The 26333-nt window shown below is 69.4% G+C and carries 25 protein-coding genes; 13 read left to right on the top strand and 12 right to left on the bottom strand.

The window, feature by feature from the left end:
- Nucleotides 1-97 precede the first annotated feature (97 nt).
- From ACIOJD_RS06030 to ACIOJD_RS06015, 4 genes are all read right to left on the bottom strand, one after another.
- A complete protein-coding gene (locus tag ACIOJD_RS06030; RefSeq protein ID WP_401908593.1) occupies nucleotides 98-1150 on the bottom strand; it encodes a M28 family metallopeptidase in 1053 nt (350 codons plus the stop codon).
- 317 nt (nucleotides 1151-1467) lie between these two features.
- Complete coding sequence (locus ACIOJD_RS06025) at nucleotides 1468-1917, bottom strand: VOC family protein (protein ID WP_401908592.1); 450 nt, start codon at nucleotides 1915-1917, stop codon at nucleotides 1468-1470.
- A 263-nt stretch (nucleotides 1918-2180) separates the two neighbouring features.
- The gene (gene rarD / locus ACIOJD_RS06020; protein ID WP_401908590.1) at nucleotides 2181-3182 is read right to left on the bottom strand and encodes an EamA family transporter RarD; all 1002 of its coding nucleotides are present in this window, start codon (nucleotides 3180-3182) and stop codon (nucleotides 2181-2183) included.
- A gap of 167 nt (nucleotides 3183-3349) precedes the next feature.
- Nucleotides 3350-4210, bottom strand: coding sequence for an SDR family oxidoreductase (locus tag ACIOJD_RS06015; RefSeq protein WP_401908588.1), 861 nt, complete (start codon nucleotides 4208-4210; stop codon nucleotides 3350-3352).
- 101 nt (nucleotides 4211-4311) lie between these two features.
- Here ACIOJD_RS06015 and ACIOJD_RS06010 point away from each other — a divergent pair, with 101 nt between their 5' ends.
- Nucleotides 4312-4743: a winged helix-turn-helix transcriptional regulator gene (locus tag ACIOJD_RS06010; RefSeq protein WP_401908586.1), complete on the top strand. Its 432-nt coding sequence runs from the start codon at nucleotides 4312-4314 to the stop codon at nucleotides 4741-4743.
- A 129-nt stretch (nucleotides 4744-4872) separates the two neighbouring features.
- Here ACIOJD_RS06010 and ACIOJD_RS06005 read toward each other — a convergent pair whose 3' ends face one another.
- The 5 genes from ACIOJD_RS06005 to ACIOJD_RS05985 all read right to left on the bottom strand — a co-directional run bounded on the left by ACIOJD_RS06005 (nucleotide 4873) and on the right by ACIOJD_RS05985 (nucleotide 12202).
- Nucleotides 4873-5874 carry a 2-oxoacid:ferredoxin oxidoreductase subunit beta gene (locus ACIOJD_RS06005; protein ID WP_401909042.1) on the bottom strand — a complete coding sequence of 334 codons (1002 nt, stop codon included), beginning with the start codon at nucleotides 5872-5874 and terminating at the stop codon, nucleotides 4873-4875.
- A gap of 124 nt (nucleotides 5875-5998) precedes the next feature.
- The gene (locus tag ACIOJD_RS06000; protein ID WP_401908585.1) at nucleotides 5999-7984 is read right to left on the bottom strand and encodes a 2-oxoacid:acceptor oxidoreductase subunit alpha; all 1986 of its coding nucleotides are present in this window, start codon (nucleotides 7982-7984) and stop codon (nucleotides 5999-6001) included.
- A 460-nt stretch (nucleotides 7985-8444) separates the two neighbouring features.
- The gene (locus ACIOJD_RS05995; RefSeq protein ID WP_401909039.1) at nucleotides 8445-9104 is read right to left on the bottom strand and encodes a response regulator; all 660 of its coding nucleotides are present in this window, start codon (nucleotides 9102-9104) and stop codon (nucleotides 8445-8447) included.
- Nucleotides 9105-9312: 208 nt separating this feature from the next.
- Nucleotides 9313-10626, bottom strand: coding sequence for a sensor histidine kinase (locus ACIOJD_RS05990; RefSeq protein WP_401909036.1), 1314 nt, complete (start codon nucleotides 10624-10626; stop codon nucleotides 9313-9315).
- Between the two features lie 379 nt (nucleotides 10627-11005).
- Nucleotides 11006-12202, bottom strand: a complete 1197-nt coding sequence (locus ACIOJD_RS05985) for a sensor histidine kinase (protein WP_401908583.1) — start codon at nucleotides 12200-12202, stop codon at nucleotides 11006-11008.
- Nucleotides 12203-12411: 209 nt separating this feature from the next.
- Here ACIOJD_RS05985 and ACIOJD_RS05980 point away from each other — a divergent pair, with 209 nt between their 5' ends.
- From ACIOJD_RS05980 to htpX, 11 genes are all read left to right on the top strand, one after another.
- A complete protein-coding gene (locus tag ACIOJD_RS05980; RefSeq protein WP_240045916.1) occupies nucleotides 12412-12804 on the top strand; it encodes an NADH-quinone oxidoreductase subunit A in 393 nt (130 codons plus the stop codon).
- On the top strand, nucleotides 12795-13505 hold the full coding sequence (locus ACIOJD_RS05975; protein ID WP_401908581.1) for an NADH-quinone oxidoreductase subunit B: 711 nt from the start codon (nucleotides 12795-12797) through the stop codon (nucleotides 13503-13505). The genes ACIOJD_RS05980 and ACIOJD_RS05975 overlap by 10 nt, the downstream gene beginning before the upstream one ends.
- Nucleotides 13502-14752 carry an NADH-quinone oxidoreductase subunit C gene (locus ACIOJD_RS05970; protein WP_401908580.1) on the top strand — a complete coding sequence of 417 codons (1251 nt, stop codon included), beginning with the start codon at nucleotides 13502-13504 and terminating at the stop codon, nucleotides 14750-14752. Before ACIOJD_RS05975 ends, ACIOJD_RS05970 begins: the two co-directional genes overlap by 4 nt.
- Entirely contained in the window at nucleotides 14749-15720 is a 972-nt protein-coding gene (locus tag ACIOJD_RS05965; RefSeq protein WP_401908578.1) for an NADH-quinone oxidoreductase subunit H, read from the top strand. The genes ACIOJD_RS05970 and ACIOJD_RS05965 overlap by 4 nt, the downstream gene beginning before the upstream one ends.
- Nucleotides 15721-15824: 104 nt before the next feature.
- A complete protein-coding gene (locus tag ACIOJD_RS05960) occupies nucleotides 15825-16331 on the top strand; it encodes a 4Fe-4S binding protein (RefSeq protein ID WP_401909033.1) in 507 nt (168 codons plus the stop codon).
- Between the two features lie 56 nt (nucleotides 16332-16387).
- Complete coding sequence (locus ACIOJD_RS05955) at nucleotides 16388-17077, top strand: NADH-quinone oxidoreductase subunit J (RefSeq protein ID WP_401909031.1); 690 nt, start codon at nucleotides 16388-16390, stop codon at nucleotides 17075-17077.
- Nucleotides 17077-17442: an NADH-quinone oxidoreductase subunit NuoK gene (nuoK, locus tag ACIOJD_RS05950; RefSeq protein ID WP_401908576.1), complete on the top strand. Its 366-nt coding sequence runs from the start codon at nucleotides 17077-17079 to the stop codon at nucleotides 17440-17442. The genes ACIOJD_RS05955 and nuoK overlap by 1 nt, the downstream gene beginning before the upstream one ends.
- Nucleotides 17439-19448: an NADH-quinone oxidoreductase subunit L gene (locus tag ACIOJD_RS05945; protein ID WP_401908574.1), complete on the top strand. Its 2010-nt coding sequence runs from the start codon at nucleotides 17439-17441 to the stop codon at nucleotides 19446-19448. Before nuoK ends, ACIOJD_RS05945 begins: the two co-directional genes overlap by 4 nt.
- 3 nt (nucleotides 19449-19451) lie before the next feature.
- On the top strand, nucleotides 19452-21221 hold the full coding sequence (locus tag ACIOJD_RS05940) for a NuoM family protein (RefSeq protein WP_401908572.1): 1770 nt from the start codon (nucleotides 19452-19454) through the stop codon (nucleotides 21219-21221).
- Entirely contained in the window at nucleotides 21218-22771 is a 1554-nt protein-coding gene (locus ACIOJD_RS05935) for an NADH-quinone oxidoreductase subunit N (protein WP_401908570.1), read from the top strand. Before ACIOJD_RS05940 ends, ACIOJD_RS05935 begins: the two co-directional genes overlap by 4 nt.
- A gap of 186 nt (nucleotides 22772-22957) precedes the next feature.
- A complete protein-coding gene (gene htpX / locus ACIOJD_RS05930) occupies nucleotides 22958-23842 on the top strand; it encodes a zinc metalloprotease HtpX (RefSeq protein WP_401908568.1) in 885 nt (294 codons plus the stop codon).
- A 44-nt stretch (nucleotides 23843-23886) separates the two neighbouring features.
- Here htpX and ACIOJD_RS05925 read toward each other — a convergent pair whose 3' ends face one another.
- The gene (locus ACIOJD_RS05925) at nucleotides 23887-24288 is read right to left on the bottom strand and encodes a YccF domain-containing protein (protein WP_401908566.1); all 402 of its coding nucleotides are present in this window, start codon (nucleotides 24286-24288) and stop codon (nucleotides 23887-23889) included.
- 338 nt (nucleotides 24289-24626) lie between these two features.
- On the opposite strand from ACIOJD_RS05925, the gene ACIOJD_RS05920 reads away from it, so the two are divergent.
- A complete protein-coding gene (locus ACIOJD_RS05920; RefSeq protein ID WP_401908565.1) occupies nucleotides 24627-24896 on the top strand; it encodes a GlsB/YeaQ/YmgE family stress response membrane protein in 270 nt (89 codons plus the stop codon).
- A gap of 91 nt (nucleotides 24897-24987) precedes the next feature.
- Here the strand turns inward: ACIOJD_RS05920 and ACIOJD_RS05915 are convergent, their stop codons facing one another.
- Together ACIOJD_RS05915 and ACIOJD_RS05910 are read right to left on the bottom strand one after the other, a co-directional pair.
- Nucleotides 24988-25692 (bottom strand): alpha-ketoglutarate-dependent dioxygenase AlkB family protein, encoded by a 705-nt coding sequence (locus ACIOJD_RS05915; RefSeq protein ID WP_401908563.1) that lies wholly within the window; start codon nucleotides 25690-25692, stop codon nucleotides 24988-24990.
- A complete protein-coding gene (locus tag ACIOJD_RS05910) occupies nucleotides 25689-26192 on the bottom strand; it encodes a methylated-DNA--[protein]-cysteine S-methyltransferase (RefSeq protein ID WP_401908561.1) in 504 nt (167 codons plus the stop codon). Before ACIOJD_RS05910 ends, ACIOJD_RS05915 begins: the two co-directional genes overlap by 4 nt.
- Nucleotides 26193-26333 lie beyond the last annotated feature (141 nt).

Here is a 26333-nt window from a genome sequence, read left to right as displayed (position 1 = left end):
GCCCGAGGTCACGCCCCCGCACACGGCCAACCGCCCGCGTGCGTGCCGTACGCACACGCGGGCGGTTGGGGGTGTGAAGAAGGGGCTGCCGGAAGGCCTACTGGGCGCCGGAGAGCGACCAGACCGCGTAGGCGACGGCGTCACTGTTGCGGTTGAGCGCCGTGTCGTTGATGTTCGACGTGGTGTCGCACGAGCGGTGGTAGCACTGGTCGAAGGCGCGCCCGGAGGTGCCGCCCCACTTCTGCGCCTGTGCGGCGGTCTTGATGTAGTCCGCGCCGCTGAAGAGCCCGCCGACCGGGATGCCCACGTTCTTGAACGGGGCGTGGTCGGAGCGGCCGTCGCCCTCGGTCTCGATCTCCGTCGCGACCCCGAGGCCCGCGTAGTAGGTCTTGAAGGTCTGCTCGATGGTCGGGTCGTCGTCATAGACGAAGTACCCGGGGTTCGGAGAGCCGATCATGTCGAAGTTCAGATAGCCGCTGATCTTTGAACGATCGGCGCTCGGCAGGTTGTTGACGTAGTAGCGCGAGCCGACCATCCCCAGCTCCTCCGCGCCCCACCAGGCGAAACGCAGATGCTTTGTCGGCTTGAGCTGCGCGCGGGAGACCGCGAGCGCGGTTTCGAGGACGGCTGCCGAACCCGAGCCGTTGTCGTTGATACCTGCACCGGCGGTGACCGAGTCGAGGTGCGAACCGGACATGACGACCTGGTTCGTGTCGCCGCCCGGCCAGTCGGCGATCAGGTTGTAGCCGGTGGAGCCGCTGGAGGTGAACTGCTGCACGGAGGTGGTGAATCCGGCCGCGTCCAGCTTGCCCTTCACGTAGTTGACGGATGCCAGATAGCCGGCCCGGCCATGGGCCCGGTTGCCGCCGTTGGCGGCGGCGATCGACGACAGCTGGGTCAGATGCGCCTTGACGTTCGCGAGCGGGATGTCGGGCGCGGCGAAGGCGGTCGACGGTGCGGCCTGTGCGGGCTGCACGGCCTGGACCGGTCTGGGAGCGGGGGCGGGCGCCGCGTTCGCGGCGGGCGCGGCGCCGGCGAACAGCCCGGAGAGAGCGAGCCCGGCGACCGCGGCCGTAGCCGTGGCCTTGACCTTGCGGGCGGCCGGTATTCGGCCAGGTATGCGGCGGGCTCCAGGAACGGAGAGCTTCATGTGGGGGCTCCGGATTCCGAACGGGGACAGGGACGGAACGTGCGAGACGCCCCACGACGACATTGGCGTGAGGCGTTGGAGCTGTCGCAGTGCCCAGAGTGTCGCGTGCTGGGTACTGCGCTGTGCGTGCTGAATGGTTGGTGACGGCATGACTGGCCGTCAAGAGCAAGAACAGGTCATAGGCGTTCACTGAATGTTCGCTGAACGGACGGAAGGAGATCCCCATCGGTCATCCCCTGCCAGAAAGCCCCGTACGCCCCGACTTGCGGGAGCGTACGGGGCGTCCAGGGCGTACGGAACGCGGTGACAGGGGCGGTCTAATGCACGCAGAACTCGTTACCCTCGGGATCGGACATGATGACCCATTCCCCGCCAGGTACCTTCACCCGTCGGAGTACGGTCGCGCCCAGCCCCTCCAGGCGTTCGACCTCGGCATCACGTTCCCCGGGGGCGGAGTGCACGTCCAGATGCAGCCGGTTCTTCGTCGTCTTCGCCTCCGGCACGCGCTGGAAGAGGATCCGTCGGCCGAGCCCGACGCCGGTGCCCTCGTCGTACGGGTCGTCCGGATGACGGACGGCGATCAGATCCCGCCAGGCGCGCCGGCCGTGCGATTCCACCGTGTCCGCGTCCGACGCGTGGCCCTGGCTCAGCAGTTGCCCGATGAGGGCGCTGTTGTCCTCGACGAGATAGCCCATGGCGTCGGCCCAGAAGTCGGCCTGAGCGTGCGGATCGCCCGAGTCCATCACAAGTTTCCAGTGCAGGGTCATGGACACCATTTGTATGGGCTACGTGATGGGGCCCGCAACGGACGCGAGCGCGAACGTCGCCCGGGACCCTAGGGCCTCTCGTTTGGATCTTGCCGGGCTCGCGTGCCCTGGTGCCGCGCCTCGCCGCGTTGTCGTCACTCCACGACTCCCCCGCTGCCTCAAGGGCGTGGGAGGTGCCCCCGCCGCGTCGCCTCACTCCTCCGCCTTGCGATCCACGGCACCAGACCCCGCTCCCTGATCCGGCCTGATCCAAACGAAAGACCCTAAGGGGCGGACGAGGGTTCGCTCCGGGCCGGTCCGGATTCCGTCCGTTCCGCCGACAGGGCAGGTGCTCCCGCCTTCGCCGCCGCCGCCTCTGCCAGCCGCAGCGCCTGCGACTTCGTTCGGCGGGCCGTCCGCAGCGCGTCCCAGGTCAGGATCGACAGTGCCAGCCAGACCAGCGAGAAACCCGCCCACCGCTGCGGCGGCATCTCCTCGTGGAAGTACAGGATGCCCAGCAGGAACTGGAAGACAGGAGCCAGATACTGGAGCAGGCCCAGCGTCGAGAGCCGTACCCGTATCGCCGCCGCGCCGAAGCAGACCAGCGGGATGGCGGTGATCAGGCCCGTGGACGCGAGCAGCGCCACATGGCCCGCCCCCTGCGTGCCGATCGTGGCCGAGCCGGACGCGCTCAGCCACACCAGAAAACCGAGGGCGGGCAGGAAAAGGATCGCCGTCTCCGCCGCCAGTGACTCCAGACCGCCGATATTGATCTTCTTCTTGACCAGGCCGTAGGTCGCGAACGAGAAGGCCAGTATCAGCGAGATCCAGGGCGGCCGCCCGTACCCGACAGCCAGCACCAACACCGCCGCGAGGCCGATGAGCACCGCCGTCCACTGGGCCGGCCGCAGCCGTTCCTTGAGGAGGAGGACACCCATGGCGATGGTCACCAGGGGGTTGATGAAGTAGCCGAGAGAGGCTTCGACGACCCGGCCCGTATTGACCGCCCAGATGTAGAAACCCCAGTTGAGGCTGATCACGACGGCGGCCACGGCTATGAGCCCCAGCTTGCGCGGCTGCCGTATCAGCTCCCGTATCCAGCCCCAGCGGCGCAGCGCCAGCAGCCAGATGACGACGAGAGCGAGCGACCAGACCATCCGGTGGGCGAGGATCTCCATCGCCCCGGCCGGTTCGAGCAGTGGCCAGAAGAGCGGGACCAGGCCCCACATCCCGTAGGCCGCGATCCCGTAGAGCAGTCCCGCCCGCTGGTCGCCGTCCGTCTTCACTGGCCCTCCCCGCTCCCGCGCGCCGCCCCGGCGCGGCGCCCCGAAGACGGTAGCGCCGCGCGGACGGGCATGTCATGCCCGTATCGCCATACGGTCATGACGCGAAGGGATGCCGCCAGGCGCGAAGGGGGAGCGAAGGCACAGTCGGAGCCAGGGACTTGGGACCCTCAGGCCTTGAGTGCCTCGGCGACCGAGTCGGCGAGCGGGGTGGTCGGGCGGCCGATCAGCCGGGCCAGGTCACCCGTCGTACGGGCGAGCAGCCCGCGGCCGATCGCGTTGTCCACGTCCACGAAGACCTCGGCCAGCGGCGCAGGCAGCCCCGCGCCGGTGAGGATCTCCAGCCGTGCCTCGGGAGTGACATCGTTGTACGCGATGGTCCGGCCGGTCTGCCGCGACAGCTCGGCCGCGTATGCGCCGAAGGACCACGCTGTGTCGCCGCTCAGTTCGTACGCGGTGTTCAGGTGCCCCTCGCCGGTCACCACCGCGGCCGCCGCTGCCGCGTAGTCCGCGCGGGACGCGGAGGCGACGAGGCCCTCGCCCGCGTTGGCCACGACGGCGCCGTGCTCCAGGACGGGGCCCAGGTTCTCCGTGTAGTTCTCGGTGTACCAGCCGTTGCGCAGGAAGGTGTAGGGCAGGCCGGAGTCGAGGATCAGCTGCTCGGTGACCTTGTGTTCGGCGGCCAGCTGGAAGTCGGCCTCGGGGCCGCCCAGGATGCCGGTGTACGCGAGTTGCGCCACGCCCGCCGTCTTCGCCGCGTCGATGACGGCGGTGTGCTGCGGCACACGCCGGCCGACCTCGTTGGCGGACACCAACAGCACCCGGTCGCCGGCCCGGAACGCCGTCGCCAGCGTCTCGGGCCGGTCGTAGTCGGCGACGCGCAGCTCGACGCTGCGCGCCGCGAGTGCCGACGCCTTCTCCTCGTTCCGTACGACGGCGGCGATCCCGTCGGCCGGGACGCCGGTGGCCAGCAGGGATTCGATGACGAGGCGGCCGAGGTGCCCGGTGGCTCCGGTGACAACGATGCTCATGGGGTGTTTCTCCAGTTCCTACGGTTTCGTATCGCTCTGCCACTTACCCTAGGGCGCACACTAACCAAGCGAAAGTACCCACTTTGAAGTAAGGTACTGATATGACAGTAAGCAAGGAACCGCAGGAGTCCCCGGCGTCGGTGAGCAAGCAGCCGGATGTGAACCGGGCCATGTGCCCGTCCCGGCTGGTCCTGGAGCACGTCACCAGCCGCTGGGGCGTGCTTGTGCTGGCCGCCCTGCTGGAGCGCTCGTACCGCTTCAGCGAACTGCGGCGTACGGTCGGCGGCGTCAGCGAGAAGATGCTCGCCCAGACCCTCCAGACCCTGGAACGCGACGGTTTCGTCCACCGCGACGCCAAACCCGTGATCCCGCCGCGCGTGGACTACTCGCTGACCGGGCTGGGACGCGAGGCGGCGGAACAGGTGTGGGGGCTCGCGCGCTGGACGGAGCGGCGGCTCGGTGAGGTGGACAAGGCGCGTCAGATGTACGACGAGGCCCGTACGGCGGCGAACGGCGAGGCCCGGACCTCCTGAGAGATCCGGGCCCCGGGACGCGTCGAAGCGACGGCGGAAGCGGTCGCGTCAACCGGCGACCGTGACTTTGAAGGTCGGCCGGCGACCGTGTTCTTTGACGGTCGGCCGGCGACCGTGAACTGTCGACGGTCAGCCGACGACCGTCCAGGTGTCGCCACCGGCCAGCATCGCGGACAGATCGCCCTTGCCGTGCTTCTCGGCGGCCGCGTCGAGTTGGTCCGACATCAGCCTGTCGTAGACGGGCCGTTCGACACTGCGCAGCACGCCGATCGGCGTGTGGTGCAGAGTGTCCGGGTCCGCGAGGCGCGACAGCGCGAACGCCGTGGTGGGGCTGCTCGCGTGCGCGTCGTGGACGAGGATCCGTGACTCGTTCTCGGGAGTGACGGTCACGACCTGGAGATCGCCGGTGGCCGGGTCGCGGAGCACGCCCTTCGCGTCGTCCACGCCGAAGCGGATCGGCTGCCCGTGCTCCAGCCGGATCACGGCTTCCTGGGCCTTCTCCCTGTCCTTGAGGACTTCGAAGGCGCCGTCGTTGAAGATGTTGCAGTTCTGGTAGATCTCCACGAGCGCCGTGCCGGGGTGGTCGGCCGCCTGCCGCAGCACCTCGGTGAGGTGCTTGCGGTCGGAGTCGACCGTGCGGGCCACGAACGACGCCTCCGCGCCGATCGCCAGCGACACCGGGTTGAAGGGCGCGTCGAGCGAGCCCATCGGTGTCGACTTGGTGATTTTCCCGATCTCGGAGGTGGGGGAGTACTGCCCCTTCGTCAGGCCGTAGATCCGGTTGTTGAACAGCAGGATCTTGAGGTTGACGTTCCTGCGCAGCGCGTGGATGAGGTGGTTGCCGCCGATGGAGAGCGCGTCGCCGTCGCCGGTGACGACCCACACGGACAGATCGCGGCGCGAGGTCGCCAGGCCGGTGGCGATGGCGGGGGCGCGGCCGTGGATGGAGTGCATCCCGTACGTGTTCATGTAGTACGGGAAGCGGGAGGAACAGCCGATGCCGGAGACGAAGACGATGTTCTCCTTGGCCAGGCCCAGTTCGGGCATGAAGCCCTGGACCGCGGCCAGGACCGCGTAGTCACCGCAGCCGGGGCACCACCGGACCTCCTGGTCCGACTTGAAGTCCTTCATGGACTGCTTGGCCTCGGCCTTGGGGACCAGCGTCAGCAACTCGTTCGTGCCGGAGGCGGTCCCGGAGGCGGTCCCGGAGACCGTCCCCGAGGGCGTCCCCGGGATTGCCCCTGAGGTCGTCGTATCAGCCATCGATGGCCTCCTGGAGAGCCGTGGCGAGCTGCGAGGCCTTGAACGGCATGCCGTTGACCTGGTTGTACGAGTGCGCGTCGATCAGATACTTCGCCCGCAGCAGCGTGGCGAGCTGACCGAGGTTCATCTCCGGCACCACGACCTTGTCGTACCGCCTCAGGGTCTCCCCGAGATTGCGCGGGAAGGGGTTGAGGTGGCGCAGATGGGCCTGCGCGATGGGGATGCCGCTCTTGCGCAGCCGGCGTACGGCGGCGGTGATCGGGCCGTACGTCGAGCCCCAGCCCAGCACGAGCGTGCGGGCGCCGTACGGGTCGTCGACGGCCAGGTCGGGGACCTCGATGCCGTCGACCTTGGCCTGGCGGGTGCGCACCATGAAGTCGTGGTTGGCCGGGTCGTACGAGATGTTGCCCGTGCCGTCCTGCTTCTCGATGCCGCCGATGCGGTGTTCGAGGCCGGGTGTGCCGGGCACCGCCCACGGGCGGGCCAGGGTGTGCGGGTCGCGCTTGTACGGCCAGAACACCTCGGTGCCGTCGGCCAGTTCGTGGTTGGGGCCGGTCGCGAACCGCACCCGCAGGTCCGGGAGTTCGACCGTCTCCGGGATCCGCCAGGGCTCTGAGCCGTTGGCGAGGTAGCCGTCGGAGAGCAGGAAGACCGGCGTCCGGTAGGTGAGCGCGATCCGTGCGGCTTCCAGCGCGGCGTCGAAGCAGTCCGCCGGTGTCCGGGGCGCGACCACCGGGACCGGCGCCTCGCCGTTACGCCCGTACATCGCCTGGAGGAGGTCGGCCTGCTCCGTCTTCGTCGGCAGGCCGGTGGACGGGCCGCCCCGCTGGATGGCGACGACCAGCAACGGCAGCTCCAGCGAGACCGCCAGACCGATCGTCTCCGACTTGAGCGCCACACCGGGGCCCGAGGTGGTGGTGACGGCGAGGGCGCCGCCGAAGGCCGCCCCTAACGCGGCACCGACGGCGGCGATCTCGTCCTCCGCCTGGAAGGTCCGCACGCCGAAGTTCTTGTGCCGGGACAGCTCGTGCAGGATGTCCGACGCCGGGGTGATCGGGTACGAGCCCAGGTAGAGCGGCAGTTCCGACTGGTGTCCCGCGGCGATCAGGCCGTACGACAGGGCGAGGTTCCCCGAGATGTTGCGGTAGGTGCCGGCCGGGAACGCGGCGTCGGCCGGGGCGACCTCGTACGAGACGGCGAAGTCCTCGGTGGTCTCGCCGAAGTTCCACCCCGCGCGGAACGCGGTCACGTTCGCCTCGGCGATCTGCGGCTTCTTGGCGAACTTGGCCCGCAGGAACTTCTCGGTGCTCTCGGTCGGCCGGTTGTACATCCACGACAGCAGCCCGAGCGCGAACATGTTCTTCGAGCGCTCGGCCTCCTTGCGGGAGAGCCCGAACTCCTTGAGCGCCTCGATCGTCAGCGTCGTCAGCGGCACCGGATGAACCTGGTAGCCGTCCAGCGAGCCGTCCTCCAGCGGCGAGTTCAGGTAACCGACCTTGGCCATCGGGCGCTTGGTGAACTCATCGGTGTTCACGATGATTTCGGCGCCGCGCGGCACATCGGCGATATTCGCCTTCAGGGCGGCCGGGTTCATCGCGACCAGCACATTGGGGGCGTCGCCCGGAGTCAGGATGTCGTGGTCGGCGAAGTGCAGCTGGAACGAGGAGACACCGGGCAGGGTCCCGGCGGGCGCCCGGATCTCGGCCGGGAAGTTCGGCAGTGTCGACAGGTCGTTCCCGAACGACGCGGTCTCCGAGGTGAACCGGTCACCCGTCAGCTGCATCCCGTCACCCGAGTCACCCGCGAAGCGGATGATGACCCGGTCGAGACGGCGGACTTCCTTCTTCTCGTCCGCGCCTGTCCGGCCCGGTGCCTGTCCTGGCTGAGAGACGCGCTGTTCTCCGACGGCGCCGTCGATCCCACTGGCGCCCTCGGCCTCACCGGCCTGTTCGGCCGGGCTACTGACCTGGCTTGTCACTGAACTGGACCTCCCTCGAGGCGGCGGCTCGGGACCGACCGGCTACCGGCGGTCCCGGATGCCCACCCTACGTCGGTAAGGGTCACCTTCCCCGGAACCTTGTGTGATGGACGTCATTCCGAGATGCCCCGGCGTGTGACTTTGTCATGTTTTCCCCACCCCTGAGTGCTCTGACGAGGGCTGTTCCGCCCTCATCCTTTAGTACTAGGTCCAGCCCTGGGCCTCGCTCCTGTCCGAGGCTCTCCCCCTTCGCACGCCCCGTTACGCATCTCGCGAGGGTGACGTGCGACCGCGCGTTTGACGCGTTTGACGCGAGTGACGCGATGCGAATGGCACGGCGGTCCGGTCTTCAGAGCGGTCAGGTCCTCAAAGGGGTCAGGTCTTCAGGGCGATCGGTTCTTCAGGGCTGCCAGGTCTTCAGAGCGATCGGCCCTTCAGAGCGGTCAGGTCTTCGGGGAGGTCAGGTCTTCAGGTACGTCAGTACGGCGAGCACCCGGCGGTGATCCCCCTCGCTGGGGGAGAGACCGAGCTTCAGGAAGATGTTGCTGACGTGCTTCTCGACCGCGCCGTCACTCACCACCAACTGCCGGGCGACGGCCGAGTTCGTCCGTCCCTCGGCCATCAGTCCCAGGACCTCCCGCTCACGGGGTGTCAGCCCGGTCAGCACATCCTGCTTCCGGCTCCGGCCCAGCAACTGCGCCACGACCTCCGGGTCCAGCGCCGTACCACCGCTCGCCACCCGCACCACGGCATCCACGAACTCCCGGACCTCGGCCACCCGGTCCTTGAGCAGATACCCCACGCCCCGGCTGCTGCCGGCCAGCAGTTCGGTGGCGTACTGCTCCTCGACGTACTGCGACAGCACCAGCACCCCGACCCCGGGATGGTCCCGGCGCAGCCGCACGGCCGCCCGTACCCCCTCGTCGGTGTGGGTCGGCGGCATCCGTACGTCCGCGACCACCACATCCGGCAGCGCGCCCAGGTCCGCCAGTTCGTCCACGGTCTTGATCAGCGCTTCCCCGTCACCGACACCGGCGACCACGTCGTGCCCGCGGTCGGTCAGCAGCCGGGTCAGGCCCTCCCGGAGCAGCACTGAGTCCTCGGCGATGACCACCCGCACTCTGTCCCCCACGATCTGACGCCCTCCACTGTTCACATGTGTCTGCTCGGTGCCTCCAGCATCTCAGTATTCGGATCGGTCCGGACCTGCCTGCGAAGAATTAGCCGGTTGCCGGTTGCCGGTTGTCCGCTGTCCGTTGCCCGTTTGCCCGCTGTGCCGCGGTGGCTTTCGTACGGGACTCCGGCAGCGAGCCCCGGTGCCGGTACGGTCAGCCCCGCCAGGGCAGTTCCGCCGTCACCGTGGTCGGGCCGCCGGCCGGGGAGTTGATGGCGAGGATGCCGTCCACCGCGTCCAGCCGTTCCGCCAGCCCGGCCAGGCCGCTGCCCCCCGAGGTGTCCGCCCCGCCCCTGCCGTCGTCCGTGACCTGAAGCATCAGCCGGCCGTACGCCTGCCACACATCCACCGAGGCGCGCGTCGCCCCGGCGTGCTTGCTGATGTTCTGGAGCAGCTCGGAGACCGTGAAGTAGGCGATGCCCTCGATAGCCGCCGCCGGCCTGGCGGGCAGGTCGACCTCCACCTGCACGGGGACCGTGCAGCGCGAGGCGACGGCGGACAGCGCCGCGTCCAGGCCGCGGTCGGTGAGGATGGCCGGGTGGATGCCACGCGCGAGATCGCGCAGCTCCTGGAGGGCCGTCTTCACCTCCCCGTGGGCCTCCGCGACCATGCGCGCCGCGGCCTCGGGGTCCTCCGTCAGCTTCTCCTTCGCCAGCCCCAGATCCATGGCGAGGGCGACCAGGCGGGCCTGTGCGCCGTCGTGCAGGTCGCGTTCGATCCGGCGCAGGTCGGCCGCCGCCGTGTCGACCACCACGCCCCGGTCCGACTCCAGCTCGGAGACCCGGGTGGCCAGCCGGGACGGCCCGAGCAGCTCGGCGACCATCAGCCGGTCGACGCTCGTCAGGCCACGTATCACCCAGGGCGAGGCGAGCACCAGCAGCAGTCCGACCGCGCTCGTGGCAGTGACCTCGAACGGGGTGTCGAGGAAGAAGCCGTTCCCGTCACCATCGCTGTAGAGCGCGATACCCGACTGGCCGAGGTTCTCGGAGAACGTCCACCGCCACAGCGGATACGAGAACAGTCCCCAGGCCGTGGCCCAGAGCGTCAGCGACACCGTGAACGCGAATATCGCCCAGGGCAGATGCAGCACCGCGTACAGCAGGTGCCGCCAGGACACCCCGCTCCTCAGGACGGCGCCGGCCCACGACAGCGGTCCGCTCTTCTTGCCGCGGACCGGCGCGGGCTCCGCCACGTTCAGGCCCAGCATCCCCCGGGCCCGCGCCCGCTCCAGCATCCCGAAGCCGCGGCAGCCGATCAGGCCGGCCGCCAGTACCGGGACACCGAGGAAGGTGACGAGCAGTCCCGCGCCGAGCGCGAGCATCGTGACCGCGTAGGTGAACAGCGCGATGCTGATCGGCAGGCTGATCATCAGATAGCCGAATGCGAGCCAGGTGCGGGCCTCGAACGGCGCACGCAGAGCCGGCGGCAGGAAGTGGCGCCGCGTACGCGTTCCGTAGTCCGTATCCATGTTCATGGCCATCGGTGGTGTCCGTTCTGCGAGCGGGGTCTGTACGAGCGGGGTCTGTACGAGCGCGGTTCGGACGAGCGCGGTTCGGACGAGCGGGCGCCGTACGCCCGTGACTTCCGTGTCGACGACTTGAGTGACGACTTGAGTGTCGACGGCTTCCGTGTCGGCCTCCATGCTCCGGGGGCCCGGACGCCCGCACCATGAGGCCGGTATCCCTGTTCACCCTGGGGTTTTCCCCACCCCCGGGATGCGGTCGCGTTCCGGGACCTTGCCCGAGCCGCTCTCCCCGGGACCATTCTTGACGGTGTGTCAGTTTCGGGCCCGGGTGTCAGATTCGGCCACGGTGTCAGACTCGGCCGGGTGTCAGGCCCGACCGGTGTCAGGCCTGTCCGCGCTGCCGCCAGGGCAGCTCCGCCGTGACGACCGTGGGACCGCCGGCCGGTGAGTCGAGGACGAACAGCCCGTCGACCGCGCCGAGCCGCTCGGACAGTCCGGACATGCCCGTACCGCCGTCCATCCGCGCACCGCCGTGCCCGTCGTCCTGGACCTGGATCAGCAGCCGGTCGTCCGTCCGCCAGACATCGATGGACGCGGTACGCGCGGCGCTGTGCTTGCTGACGTTCTGGAGCAGCTCGGAGACCGTGAAGTAGGCGATGCCCTCGATCGCCTCCGCGGGCCGCTCGTCCAGACCGACGGTCACGGTCACCGGGACCGTGCAGCGGGACGCGATGGCGGACAGCGCCGCGTCCAGGCCGCGGTCGGTGAGGACGGCGGGGTGGATGCCACGCGCCAGGTCGCGCAGCTCCTGGAGCGCCAGCTTCACCTCGCCGTGAGCCTCGTCCACCATCTCGGCGGCTGCTTCCGGGTCCTCCGTCAGCTTCTCCTTGGCGAGGCCGAGACCCATGGCGAGGGCGACCAGGCGGGCTTGTGCGCCGTCGTGCAGGTCGCGTTCGATCCGGCGCAGGTCGGCCGCCGCCGTGTCGACCACCACGCCCCGGTCCGACTCCAGCTCGCTGATCCGCCGCTCCAACTCGTCGGAGGGCGAGAGCAGCCCCCGCACCATCACCCGGTCGGCGTTGGCGAGTCCGCGCACCACATGGGGAAGGACCGGCCAGAGGACGAAGAGACCCACCAGCGTGACGCAGAACGTCAGTACGCCCCAGGGCAGCCGTATGAACTCGTACAGCATCGTCCGCCACGCCACCGGGTCCTTCAACCCCGTCCACACCCAGCCCAGGAAGCCTCTGGAACGGCGTTCGCGCCCGCGTGCGCGCCGGTACCCGAACAGGGAGCTCGGCTCGTCGATCCGTACGCCCAGCAGCGCCCGCGCCCGCGCACGCTCCATTCGACCGAGCAACCGCGCACCGGTGAGACCGCAGACGAGCCAGGGCAGACCGATCACCGTGACCGACAGCCCCACACCCGTGGAGATCATCACCACCACATAGACGAAACCGGCCAGAGCGAGCGGCAGATTCGTGAGCAGATGCGCGATCTCCTTCCAGGTGTGCCGGTCGTACGCGAGGCGCACAGGTGGCGGCCGGTCATCGTCGGGGAGGTCCTTGCTCGCGGTCATAAGGACCAAGACTGCCCGCGCCCGATGCCGCGCGCCATGGAGTTGCTGGGGGAGGGCCGGGTAGGGATAACCCCCTACAACCCCATCTACGGGAGACGCGGCTGCTTACCGTTTCTTTAGCAGGGCCTAGACTCCCGTGCGTACAGATCGTCGAAGAAGCTGCTTTCGCCGAAGAAGCCGCTTACAAGGTCAGGGAGCGAGGAGCGGACGTGTCGCAACCGACCGTTCTCGCGTCGGACTACTTCCAGAGCTATTCGGTGGTCGGTCTGCTCGCGGTCGTCGGCGTGCTGTTCGTCGCCGTGGCCTTCGGAGCGGGCCGGCTGCTGCGGCCGGTGGTGCCGACGCCGGAGAAACTGCTCACGTACGAATGCGGCGTGGATCCCGTGGGCGAGGGCTGGGCCCACACCCAGGTCCGCTACTACGTCTACGCGTTCCTCTACGTGATTTTCGCGGTCGACTCGATCTTCCTGTTCCCGTGGGCGACCGTCTTCGCCGCACCGGGATACGGCGCCACGACGCTGGTCGAGATGTTCATCTTCCTCGGCTTCCTGGCCGTAGGACTGCTCTACGCATGGAAGAAGGGCGTCCTGGAATGGACGTGACCCCCGCTCCCGAATCCCGTGCCGCGCAGGCCCGCGCTTCCGAGGCCTCCGCTCCCGGGACGTCCACCGCCGAGGCCTCCGCCTCCGGGGCGCGCACTCCCGTGCAGCTGCCGATCGCGCCCTCCGGCGGTCCCGAGGCGGGCAGCCGTCTCGGCGTGCTCTCCCGGCTGGCTCCCGAACCCATGAAGGTGGTCCTCAACTGGGGCCGCCGCTACAGCCTCTGGGTCTTCAACTTCGGGCTCGCCTGCTGTGCGATCGAGTTCATCGCCGCTTCCATGGCCCGGCACGACTTCATCCGGCTCGGCGTGATCCCCTTCGCGCCGGGCCCGCGCCAGGCCGATCTGATGGTCGTGTCCGGCACGGTCACGGACAAGATGGCTCCCGCCGTGAAGCGGCTCTACGAGCAGATGCCCGAGCCCAAGTACGTGATCTCCTTCGGCGCCTGCTCCAACTGCGGCGGCCCGTACTGGGACTCGTACTCCGTCACGAAGGGCGTCGACCAGATCATCCCGGTCGACGTCTACGTACCGGGCTGCCCGCCGCGTCCGGAAGCGCTGCTCCAGGGCATCCTGAAGCTCCAGGAGAAGATCGCCCGCGAATCGCTCGGCGAGCGCTACGCTTCGGGCGGCCGGCCCTCGGCCGCCGCCCTGAGCAGTGGCCTGGTCGCCGCCCCGCCGACTCCGGGGGAGAGCTCATCGTGAACGCCTACGACCGGCTCCCGGACGCCGCCGCCGAGATCTTCGGCGAGGACGCCACGGCCGAGCTGACGTACGACCTCCTGACGGTCGACGTCCCCGCCACATCCTGGATCGCCGCCCTCGAAACCGCCCGTGACCAGCTGGGATGCACCTATTTCGACTGGCTGAGCGCGGTCGACGAACCGGATACGGGCTTCCGCGTCTGCGCCCATGTGGCCGCGCTCGGAGGCGGTACGGACGGAGGCGGTACGGGCGCCACAGGGGGAAGCGGTACGGGTGGCACGGGCGGTACGGTCCGCCGGCTGCTGGTCCGTACGACCGTCCCGCACGACGCGGCTGTCCTGCCCACGGCCGTCGAGGTCTACGCGGGCGCGGGCTGGCACGAGCGTGAGACGTACGAGATGTTCGGCATCTCCTTCACCGATCACCCGAACCTCGCCCACCTTCTCCTCCCCGAGGCGTTCGAAGGCCATCCGCTGCGCAAGGACTTCGTCCTCGCTGCCCGGGTCGCCAAGGCCTGGCCGGGCGCGAAGGAACCGGGGGAGTCCGAACACGGCGGACCGAAGCGCCGCCAGATGCTCCCGCCGGGCGTCCCCGACCCGAACGAATGGGGGCCCCTCAAGGGCCAGTTGCCCCCGGCCCCGGCCCGCCCCGCGCGCGGAGCGCGCGCCGGGGGAGCCGCGGCTGCCGGAGGAGCCGCACGCGGCGCCGGAGCCGCCGGTGACCGTCCGGCCCGCCGCGCCCGCAGCGTTACGGAGGGCTCGGCCGCCCAGCGCCCGGCACCGCCGGCCCAGGCGGAGGACGGGACTAAGGGCGGTACGAAGGACGGGACGGACAAGGCAGGGACCGAGGCGGCGCCCCCGACCTCGGCGCCGACCGAGCAGACACCCCGGACTCCGGAAGCGACCGAGCCGAAGCGGGAAAACCCGCCGACCACTCAGGACGCGCCCTGGCACAAGCCGCGTCCGGCCTTCGAGGACGGCGAGAGCCGGCCCGCCCCGGCCGAGTCCGACAACGACGGCCCCGAGAACGACGGCCCCGCGAACAAGAGTTCAGCGAGCAGGAGTCCCGAGAGCAACGGCCCGCGGACCGACGGCGAGCAGACCGGCGGCCCGCGGCCCGAAGGCCGGCAGACCGACAGCGAGCAGACCGAGGACCCGCGGCCCGAGGACCCGCGGCCCGAGGACCCGCGGCCCGAGGACCCGCAGAGCAACGGCCCGCGGACCGACCGCCCCGGAGGAGACACGTGAACGACGTACTCGACGTCGCCCTCCGGCTGGTTGTCGTCTTCGCCGTGTTCCTGGTCGTCCCCCTCGTCGTCGGGCAGACCGAACACAAGGTGATGGCGCACATGCAGGGCCGCCTCGGCCCCATGCACGCGGGCGGTTTCCACGGCTGGGCCCAACTGGTCGCGGACGGTGTGAAATTCGCGCAGAAGGAGGATGTGGTCCCGGCCGACGCCGACCGCCGTATCTTCCAACTCGCCCCGGCCGTCGCCCTGCTGCCGTACCTCCTCGTCCTGGTCGCGATCCCGGTCGGGCCGGGCGAAAGCGCGGTCGGCCAGGTCGTCGACGCGGGAATCTTCTTCGTTCTCGCCGTGATGGGTATCGGTGTGCTCGGCTCGCTCATGGCGGGCTGGGCCTCGGCCAACAAGTTCTCCCTCCTGGGTGGTCTGCGGACCGCCGCGCAATTGCTCGCGTACGAGCTGCCGATGCTGCTCGCCGCCGCCTCGGTCGCGATGGCCGCCGGCACCGTCTCCCTGCCCGGCATCCTCAACGCCTTCGAGTGGTGGTGGCTGCCGTGGCAGATCGTCGGCGCGCTGGTCTTCTTCGTCGCGGGCCTCGCCGAACTCCAGCGTCCTCCCTTCGACATGCCGGTCGCCGACTCCGAGATCATCTTCGGCGCCTACACCGAATACACGGGCCTGCGCTTCGCTCTGTTCCTGCTCGCCGAGTACGCGGGCATCGTCGTCCTCTGCGGGCTGACCACCGTCCTCTTCCTCGGCGGCTGGCACGGCCCGCTCGGCGCCGACGGCCTCGGCTGGGTCTGGACGCTTCTCAAGACGGCCGTGCTCGCCTTCGTCGTCATCTGGCTGCGGGTGAGCTATCCACGACTGCGCGAGGACCAGTTGCAGAAACTCGCCTGGACCGTCCTCATCCCGCTCGCTCTCGCGCAGATCGCGCTCACCGGCATCGTGAAGGTGGCGATCAACCAGTGACCCGGCCGTCCCCCGACCACCACCCCTCTACGACGTCCTCCGGGCGGCGCTCCTCATTCCCCGGATCCGGCCTGGCCAAGGGCCTGGCCGTCACCCTGCGGACGATGACGAAGAAGACCGTCACCGCGCAGTACCCGGAAGCACAGCCCGAACTCCCGCCCCGCACCCGCGGGGTGATCGGGTTGTTCGAGGAGAACTGCACGGTCTGCATGCTCTGCGCCCGTGAATGCCCCGACTGGTGCATCTACATCGACTCCCACAAGGAGACGGCCCCGGCCGCCGCCCCGGGCGGCCGTGAGCGCAGCCGTAACGTCCTCGACCGGTTCGCCATCGACTTCTCGCTCTGCATGTACTGCGGTATCTGCATCGAGGTGTGTCCTTTCGACGCGCTGTTCTGGTCGCCGGAGTTCGAGTACGCGGAGACGGACATCCGCGAACTCACCCACGAACGGGACAAGCTCCGCGAGTGGATGTGGACGGTGCCGGCGCCACCCGCCCTCGACCCGGGCGCCGAGGAGCCGAAGGAGATCGGAGCGGCCCGCAAGGCGGTCGAGAAACTCGCGGCGGCACAGCGAAAAGAGCGGGAACAGGAACAGGAGGGCGGCGAGTGACCCTCGCAGCAACCGCCGTGACCGCGACCGCGACGGAAACCGCTACGGCAACCGCCATGGCAACCGCGAACACGGCCGCCGCGACCGGACACGGTTTCCTGTCACCGAGCGGCGTCGAGATCGCCTTCCTTCTCGTCGGCCTCGTCACCTTCGGCGCGGCTCTTGTCACCGTCACGACCAGACAACTGGTGCACGCCGCCCTCTGGCTGGTCGTGACGCTCGGCGGTCTGGCCGTCGAATATCTGCTGCTCACGGCGGAGTTCATCGCCTGGGTGCAGGTCCTGATCTATCTCGGTTCCGTCGTGGTACTCCTTCTCTTCGGGCTGATGCTCACCAGGGCGCCCATCGGCCGCTCACCGGACGCCGATTCGGGCAACCGCCCGGTCGCGCTGGCAGTGGCCGTCGCCGCGGCCGCCGCCCTGGTCTGGGTGGTCGTCGACGCGTTCCGTACGACCTGGATCGACCTCGACGGACCGGCCCAGGGCTCCACCGCGGTGACCGGCCAGTTCCTCTTCCGGAACTGGGTGCTCCCCTTCGAAGCGCTCTCCGTTCTGCTCCTGGCCGCCCTCGTAGGCGCGATCGTCCTGTCCCGCAGGAACAACGGCGTCGCGAAGAGCGGCAACTCTCCGAAGAACAGCAACTCTCCGAAGAGCGGCAACTCTTCGAAGAACAGCGGTTCCTCGAAGAACGGCAACGCCCCGAAGAGCACCGATTCCCCCAGCGGTAGCGGTAAGGAGCAGCGCTGATGCATCTCGCCTATCCCGCCGTGCTCGCGGCCCTCCTGTTCTGCACCGGGCTGTACGGAGTACTCGCGCGCCGCAACGCGATCCTCGTCCTGATGTCCGTCGAGCTGATGCTCAACGCCGTCAACCTCAATCTGGTCGCCTTCGACGTCTGGCTGCGCGACACCCTGCACACCGGCCAGGCGCTCACCCTCTTCGTCATCGCCATCGCCGCGGCGGAGATCGGCATCGGGCTGGCGATCGTCCTGATGGTCTACCGCAACCGCGGCACCTCGGACGTCGACGCCCTCCGCGACACCGCCGACGGCCCGGACGACACCGAGGCCCAGGCACCGACACCGGCACAGAAGGCCGAGGCCACCGCGTGACCACCACGACCCTCGCCGTTCTCGTCCCCCTCCTTCCGTTCCTGGGCGCCGTCGCCGGGCTGCTGCTCGGCCGTACCACACCCGGTTTCGTACGCCCACTGGCCGTGCTGCCGACCCTGGCCGCGGCCGCGCTCGCCGTCGTCGTGGCCGTACGCCAGGGTGGTGGCGCCGGCAACGGGACGGCACCGCTGGAGGCCGCGACCCGGCTCGCCCCCACCGGCTCGGTCCCCATCGACCTCGCCCTGTACATCGACGGTTTCGCGGCCCTGGTCGCCGTCACCGTCGGTGTCGTCGCGTCCTGTGTGCAGATCTACTCGACGGGCTACCTGCGCGGCGACGCGCGCTACCCCTCGTATGCCGCCCTGGTCTCCCTCTTCACCTCCGCGATGCTGCTCGTCGTCTACTCCGGCGACCTGATGGTGCTGCTGGTCGGCTGGGAGATCATGGGCATCTGCTCGTACTTCCTCGTCGGTCACTACTGGGAGACCCCCGAGGCGCGCGCCGCCTCCCTCAAGGCCTTCCTGGTTACCAAGCTCGGCGATGTCCCCTTCCTGTTCGGTCTGTTCGCGCTGGCCGCCGACGCCGGTACGTTCCGGATCACCGGGATCCTGAAGACCGTCGCGGACGGCGGCCTCGACCACCCCACCCTGGTCGCGCTGCTGCTGCTCGCGGGTGTGGCGGGCAAGTCCGCGCAGTTCCCGCTGCACACCTGGCTGCCCGACGCGATGGCCGGACCCACGCCCGTCTCCGCGCTCATCCACGCCGCGACGATGGTCGCCGCCGGTATCTACTTCGTGGCCCGCCTCCTCCCTGTCTTCGCCGCCTCAGGGGCGGCCCTGACGGTGCTGGCCGTGATGGCCGCGATCACCATGGTCGGCTCGGCGCTGGCCGCCCTCGCCCAGGACGACATCAAGCGGGTCCTCGCCTACTCGACCATCGGACAGCTCGGCTACATGTCGGGCGCCCTGGCCGTGGGCGACCGTGGCGCGGCCGTCTTCCATCTCATCTCGCACGGCGCGTTCAAGGCCCTCCTCTTCCTCGGCGCCGGCGTGATCATCCACGCCGCCGGCACCAACTCGCTCGCCACCATGTCCCGTACGCACGGCCTGTCCAAGCGCGTCCCGGATGCCTACTGGACGATGACCGTCGCGCTGCTCGCCCTCGCCGCGATCCCGCCCTTCGCCGGTTTCTTCTCCAAGGAGTCCGTCCTCGTCGCGGCCGAACACACCGCGCTCGACAGCTCCTCCGGCATCGCCCCCGGAGCCGCGGGCTGGACGGTGCTTGCCGCCGGTCTGCTCACCGCCCTCCTGACGGCCGCCTACGCCACCCGCCTCTGGCTGCTGGTCTTCCGCGGCCGCGGTGCCGAGGCCCCCGACCACGGCAAGCAGCCCTTTTCCATGAACGCCGTCCTGTGGGTGCTCGCCATCCCCTCCATCGCTCTCGGTCTGACAGTCGGTGTCCTGGCCGAATGGTTCGACGGACACAGCCTCGCCCCGAACCTCACCACCTCCGTGCTGGGCACGGGAGTCGCCCTCGCCGGCGGGCTGATCACCTACGGCTGCTGGCGGCACACCACGGCGCTCGCGGCACGCACCCCGATGGGCGCCGTCGTCGCCCACCCCGACGCCGAACCCGCTCTCGCCGAGATGGAAGCCATCGAGAACCACACCCGTGTCTACGGCTCCATGGCGGCGGCCCCCGACCCGGCCGACCCCGGGCGGCTCCTGCTGGGACCGCTCCACCGCCACGCGGTGTCCGGCTTCCACCTCGACGCCGTCTACCACCGCCTGGTCGTACGCCCCGTCCTCGCGGCGGCCCAACTGGTCCGCTTCCTCGACCGCGAGGTCGTCGACACCTACGTACGCGGCGCGGGTGCCGGCGCCCGCCAACTGGGCGCCGCCGTACGCCGAGCGCAGACCGGCAACGTGCAGACCTACCTCAGCGCGCTGCTCGCCGGCTCCGTCGTCCTGGCGATCGCCGCCGTCCTCGTCGCCGCCGGAGCGTGAGCCGTGATCGATATCAGTGAGTCCGTGATGCAGTTCCTTCTCGCGTTGATCGTCGTCGGGCCGCTCGTCGGCGCCGTCGCCGCGCTCCTCCCGGCCCCGCCCGGACTGCGGGGCAGGAGCCCCGACCAGGCCGTGCTGCGCCACGGTGTGACCGTGACCGGTGCGATCCTCGTCGCGGCGATCGTGCTGGCCCTCGGCTTCGACCATGACCATCCGTCGAAGATGCAGGCCACGACGGACATCAGCTGGATCGCGGCACTGGACGTGCGGATCCACCTCGGCGTCGACGGCATTTCGCTCCCCCTCCTGGTCCTGACCGCGCTGCTGACCTTCCTCTGCGCGCTCTACAGCTACTTCAAGCAACAGCACCAGCAGCCGACGCCACAGACCAAGGACCCGTCGTCCGAGGACCCGTCGCCCACGGCCTCTTCGTCCACGGCCTCTTCGTCCACGGCCTCCTCGCCCAGGACGCCCTCGCCGAAGGGCTTTGTCGCCCTGCTGCTCGTCCTCGAGTCCGGCATGCTCGCGACCTTCGCCGTCCTCGATCTGATGCTGTTCTTCCTGGCCTTCGAGATGGTGCTGATCCCGATGTACTTCTTCATCGCCCGCTGGGGCGGTTCGGAAGGAGTGACCGGCGGCCGGGAGGCCGCCGCCTGGAAATTCATCCTCTACACGCTGCTCGGTTCTGTGGTCATGCTGCTCGGCCTGCTGCTCATCGGGCTCAACGCGGGCACATTCGACATAGTGGCACTCGCCACTGACAACGGCCGGGGTCTCAGTACATCCGTGCAGGTCATCGCCGTTCTCGCGATCGGTCTCGGGCTTGCAGTGAAGACTCCGATGTGGCCGCTGCACAGCTGGCTGCCGGACGCCCACACCGCGGCACCCACCGTCGGCTCCGTCCTCCTCGCCGGCGTCCTGCTCAAGATGGGTACGTACGGATTCGTCCGCATCGTCCTGCCCATCGCCCCCGACGGGATGCGGACCTTCGCGCCCTACCTCGGAGCCCTGGCCGCTGTCGGCATCGTCTATGGATCCCTCGCCTGCCTCGCCCTCGCGAAGCAGGGCGCGGGCGGCGACCTCAAACGGCTGATCGCCTACTCCTCCGTCGGCCACATGGGCTTCGTGCTGCTCGGCATCGCGTCCATGACACCCACCGGCGTCAACGGCGCACTCTTCGCCAACATCGCCCACGGCCTCATCACCGGCCTGCTGTTCTTCCTGGTCGGAGCCCTCAAGGACCGCTACGGCACCGCTGATCTCGACACTCTCTCCGGAGCGACGGGCGCCGCGCTCTACGGCCGCGCCCCGCGCCTCGGCGGACTGCTCGCCTTCGCGGCCGTCGCCTCCCTCGGACTGCCCGGACTCGCCGGTTTCTGGGGCGAGATGCTCGCGATGTTCGGCGCCTTCGACCCCGCGCCGGGGCTGAGCCGCCCCGCCTTCCTCACCTTCATGGTGATCGCCGGCTTCGGCACCCTGCTCACCGCCGCGTACCTCCTGATCGTCGTACGCCGCGTCTGCATGGGCGGGAAGCCACAGGAAGCGTGGGAAGCACAGAGGCCACAGGAAGCACAGGCAGCGACGGAGCCACAGGGCACGCAGAAAGCGCAGGGGCCCAAGGCAGCACAGCACTTCGCCGACGTCCAGGCCTACGAATTCGCCGCTTGGACCCCGCTCGTAGCCCTGACCGTCCTCGCCGGACTCTGGCCCGCGGTCCTTCTCGGACTCACCGACCCCGCCGTGCAGAAGCTCCTCGCAGGAGGCAAGTCGTGACCGTGGCCGCCGAGAGCGCCGCAAGCGCCGCCAGCCTCGTCCAGTCCGTCGACTGGCTCGCGATCGCGCCCCCCACCCTCACGGCGGCGGTCGCGCTGATCGTGCTCCTCGCCGACCTCTTCGTGCCGGAGCACCGCAAGCCGCTCCTCGGCGGTATCACCATCGCCGGTCTCGTCGCCGCGCTGATCAGTCTCGTACCCCTGCTCCACGGCGACCGCTCGACGTTCTGCCTCACCACCGACGCCGCCGTGTGCAGCTACACCGCCGATCATTTCGCGCTGGTCATCCAACTGCTGGTGCTCGGCGGGGCCCTGCTGACCGCTCTGCTCTCGCTCCACGACACGAGGAAACTCCCCGTAGGGGAGTACTGGTTCCTGCTGCTCTCCTCGGCGGCCGGCGCGGCCCTGCTGCCCGCCGCACGCGATCTCGCCACCCTGGTCGTCGCCCTCGAAGTCGCCTCCCTGCCCGCCTTCGCCCTGGTCGGGATGAGGCGCGGCGACCGGCTCTCCTCCGAGGCCGCGTTGAAGTTCTTCCTGTCCTCGGTGACCGCGACCGCAGTGATGCTGCTGGGCGTCAGCTTCGTGTACGTCACGACCGGCAGCCTGCACCTCACCCGCGTCGCCGCCGAGTTGAACCAGGTCCCCGGCCAGTTCGAGACCCTCGCGAAGGCGGGCGTCGCCCTCACTCTCGTCGGCTTCGCCTTCAAGACCGCCGCGGCCCCGTTCCACTTCTGGGTCCCCGACACCTACGTCGGCGCACCCCTGCCCATCGCCGCGTATCTCTCCGTCGTCGGCAAGGCGGTCGGTTTCTCCGGCCTCATCCTGGTGACCGTCGTCGCGTTCCCCTCGTACGGGAACGTGTGGGGCCCGCTCCTCGCGGTCCTCGCCGCGCTCACCATGACCGTCGGCAATGTCGCGGCGCTGCGCCAGTCCTCCACGCGCGCGTGGAGCGCGGTACGACTGCTGGCCTGGTCGTCCGTAGGACAGGCGGGCTATCTGCTGGTCCCGATCGCGGCCGCCGCGTACGCGGGACACGAGCGGATCGGATCCACCGTCGCGTACGCCCTCATGTACGCCGTCGTGAACCTCGGAGCCTTCGCCGTCGCCGCGCTGGTGGCCCGTACGCAGCCGCTGAACCGCGTCTCCGACTACGCGGGCCTCTACTCGCGGCGGCCCCTCGCCGCCCTCGCCATGGGCTTCTTCCTGCTGTGCCTGGCAGGACTGCCGCCGGGCATCATCGGCCTGTTCGCCAAGGTGACGGTCTTCTCGACGGCCGTCGACGCGGGCCTCGGCTGGCTGGCGGTCGTCATGGCCGTCAACGTGGTCATCGCGCTGTACTACTACCTCCAGTGGACGGCGGTCCTCTTCCGTACCCCGGAGGAGCAGCCGGAGCAGGTCGCCGGAGCGGGGGCGACCACCCACGGCGAACTGGTCGTAGGCAGGACACCGGCTGCGGTCACCGCGGCCATCGCGCTGACCGCCGTGGCCGGTGTCGTCCTGTCCGGGGCACCCCAGTTGGTACTGCGCTTCGCCGGCGTCAACCTCTTCTGACGTCAGTCCCGGCAGCACATTTTCCGGCGCCAGTCCCTCGTGGGACGGCCGCCGCGTATGCCCCTGTCCGGCGGCGCCGGGGAACCCGTACCGCTCGCCTCGCGTTGACCAGTACGGAAGGGTCCACTGAAGAGTGGAGCAGCATCAGTAGAGGGTTCCCCTGCCGCACCACCTGGAGGGCGTACCGTGCACCGCCGGCACAATGGGCTGAAGACCGCCGTACTCCTCGGGGGGCTGTCCGCGATCATCATCGCGTTCGGCAGCTTCTTCGGCCGTACGGGTCTGATCGTCGCGCTCGTCGTGGCGGTCGGCACCAACGCGTACGCCTACTGGAACAGCGACAAGCTGTCACTGCGCGCCATGCGGGCCCGCCCCGTCAGCGAATTCGAGGCGCCGCAGCTCTACAGGATCGTCCGCGAACTCTCGACGGCGGCCCGTCAGCCCATGCCCCGGCTGTACATCTCACCGACCCAGGCGCCCAACGCGTTCGCCACCGGCCGCAATCCCCGCAACGCCGCCGTCTGCTGCACGGAAGGGATCCTGCAGATCCTCGACGAGCGCGAGCTGCGCGGCGTCCTCGGCCACGAGCTCAGCCATGTCTACAACCGCGACATCCTGATCTCGTCGGTCGCCGGAGCCCTCGCCTCCGTCGTGATGTTCCTGGTGAACTTCGCCTGGCTCATCCCCGTGGGCCGGTCCGACGACGATGACGGCCCCGGCATCGTCGGGATGCTGTTGATCATGCTCCTGGGGCCGCTCGCGGCCTCGGTCATCCAACTGGCGGTGAGCCGTTCACGCGAGTACGAGGCGGATGCCTCGGGCGCGCAGATCACCGGTGACCCACTGGCCCTGGCGAGTGCCCTGCGCAAGCTCGACGCGGGGACGAAACAGCTTCCGCTGCCGCCCGAACCGCGGATCGAGACCGCGAGCCACATGATGATCGCGAACCCGTTCCGGCCCGGACGGGGGTTCTCGAAGCTGTTCTCCACCCACCCGCCGATGGCGGAGCGCATCGCACGGCTGGAGCGGATGGCCTGCGGCGGCCCCGAAGGAGTCGGCCGGCGCTTCTGACCCGGCGTCCAGCGCACCCAGCGCATTCAGGATTCAGCGAACCCCTAGCGGGCTCCGAAGGCCTCATCCGTCGCCACGACATCCCGCCCCAGCGGCATCAGCGAGATGGGGATCAGCTTCAGGTTCGCCCAGCCGAAGGGAATCCCGATGATCGAGAGGAAGAGCGGGATGCTGGTGAGCAGATGCCCCAGGGCCAGCCACCATCCGGCGAAGACGACCCAGATGACATTGCCGATGAAGGACGGCGCACCGGCGTCCGGACGTTCGACCGTCGTGCGGCCGAAGGGCCAGAGCACATACCCGGCGATCCGCAGGGAAGCGACGCTGAACGGGATAGTCACGATGAAGATGAAGCAGATGATCGCGGCGAGGACGTATCCGAGCGCCATCCAGATCCCGCAGAACACCAGCCACAGGATGTTCAGGATCAGCTCTATGAGCTTCATGATCACTCGCCTTCCGTGTGGACCACCGGTTGTCGCTGCTCACATCCAGTATCAGTCCTGAACGGAGTCAGACGAAATCGGAAGGCTGTTCCTATCGGTGACGCATGTCTTGCGGGATGCGGGGTAGTTGATCATCAAGCCGGATCGGCGGCAACGTGCGGCCCGGTTGTCGAACGCCCCCCGCTCGCCCCCGTGCCCGCCCTGTGTCGAGCACCGTCGAGCACCTCGGAGCGCGGACAGTTCCTGTGTCCTGCACCGCACTCCACGGATCTGTGCAACCGCTCCCGGCCCTTATGGCGTCTTCCGGGGCAACTCAGTACGAAAGGCAGGTTTGTGGCATGGCCGTCATCAGCTGGATCATTCTCGGACTACTTGCCGGAGCCGCCGCCAAGATACTGCTCCCCGGCAAGGACCCCGGTGGGCTGATCGGTACGACACTCATCGGTATCGCGGGAGCCTTCATCGGCGGCTGGATATCGTCCCGCTGGCTCGACCATCCGATCACCAAGGGTTTCTACGACGGCGCGACCTGGATCTCCGCGATCGGCGGAGCGCTCGTCCTGCTCATCGTGTACCGGCTCCTCTTCGGGCACTCACGATCCCGCTGACCCGCTGACCCGCTGACCCGCTGACCCGCTGACCCGCTGACCCGCTGACCCGCTGACCCGCTGACCCGCTTGCCCTCACGGTCTCGCGGCGCTACGTGAGACCGGTCTCCCGCAGGGTGATGTTCAGCCGCCCGCCCTTCATGCCCGTGGCCGGGTCGGCCGTTCCCGGATACACCTTCGGCACGCCGTGGTACGCGAAGCGGGACGGGCCTCCGAAGACGAAGAGGTCTCCGGAGGCGAGTTCGACGTCCGTGTACGGCCGCCCCCGGTTCTCCGTCTGCCCGAAGCGGAAGACACAGGTGTCGCCGATGCTCAGGGACACCACCGGGGCATCGGACTTCTCGTCCTTGTCCTGGTGCAGGCCCATTTTCGCGGCGCCCTCGTAGAAATTGACGAGAGCCGTGTCGGGGGCATATGCCATACGGGTCCCCGGGTCGCCACTCCCCGGGCCGTCGGCCGCCGCCTCGCCGTACGCCTCGACGAGCGCGGCCCGTCCCAGCCGGCCGAGCCAGTCCGGGAAGTCCGCGACCCGGGCGCCGTTCACATCCCCCGCGGTACGGGTGTATCTGTACGGCTGCCAGTGCCAGCCGACGCAGACGGTCTGTACGGACATCACACCGCCGCCCGGCAGCACCGTGTGCCGGATCGGCACCGGCCCCCGCGCCCAGTCCCGGCAGACGTCCACCAACTCCCGCTGCCGTTCCACCGACAGCCAGTTGGGTACATGTACCGCCCCGGGCGCGACGACCGCACGCGGCCTCGGGAACAGCTCGCCATGCGCGGCACCCGGGCTCATGACACCCTCGCGCCCTCCAGGCCGAGGAGCCGCTCCTTGTTCGCCAGCCCGCCGGCGTACCCCCTGAGCGCCCCGTCCGCCCCGATCACCCGGTGACACGGCCGTACGACAAGCAGCGGATTCCGCCCGATCGCGGTCCCCACGGCCCGCACCCCGGCTCCGGCGGAGCCGACCCGCTGGGCGATCTGCCCGTACGTCACCGTCACGCCGTACGGAATGGCGTCCAGCGCCTGCCAGACCCGCCGCTGGAAGTCGCTGCCGCCGTCCACGTACTCGACGTCGAAGCGCGTCAACGTGCCCTCGAAGTACGACCTGAGCTGCCCGGCGATCTCGTCGAACGCCTCCGGAGCCCGGACCCAGCCGTCCTGGACGACGGCCGCGCCCTTCTGCCCCGGCAGGGAGAGCGAGGCGAGCGCGGTGCCGCCCTTCGCCGTGGCGGATTCCTCACCGACCAGCAGCAGTTCGCCCAGCGGACTGTCGATCGTCGTGTACACGGTCATCACTCGGTCATCTCCTCGCAGAGCGTCCAGCTGTCGACTTCTTGCAGCTGTCCACGAGAACGATTCTCCGCCTGTCCGGACGCCGAGGCTGGCGGAATTCGGACACGGCATCCGCGCGGGTCACCAGAGGCGCGCGGGTCG

It is taken from the genome of Streptomyces sp. NPDC088116, assembly GCF_044741745.1.
Classification (GTDB): domain Bacteria; phylum Actinomycetota; class Actinomycetes; order Streptomycetales; family Streptomycetaceae; genus Streptomyces.
This window is presented reverse-complemented; position numbering and strand designations above follow the sequence as displayed.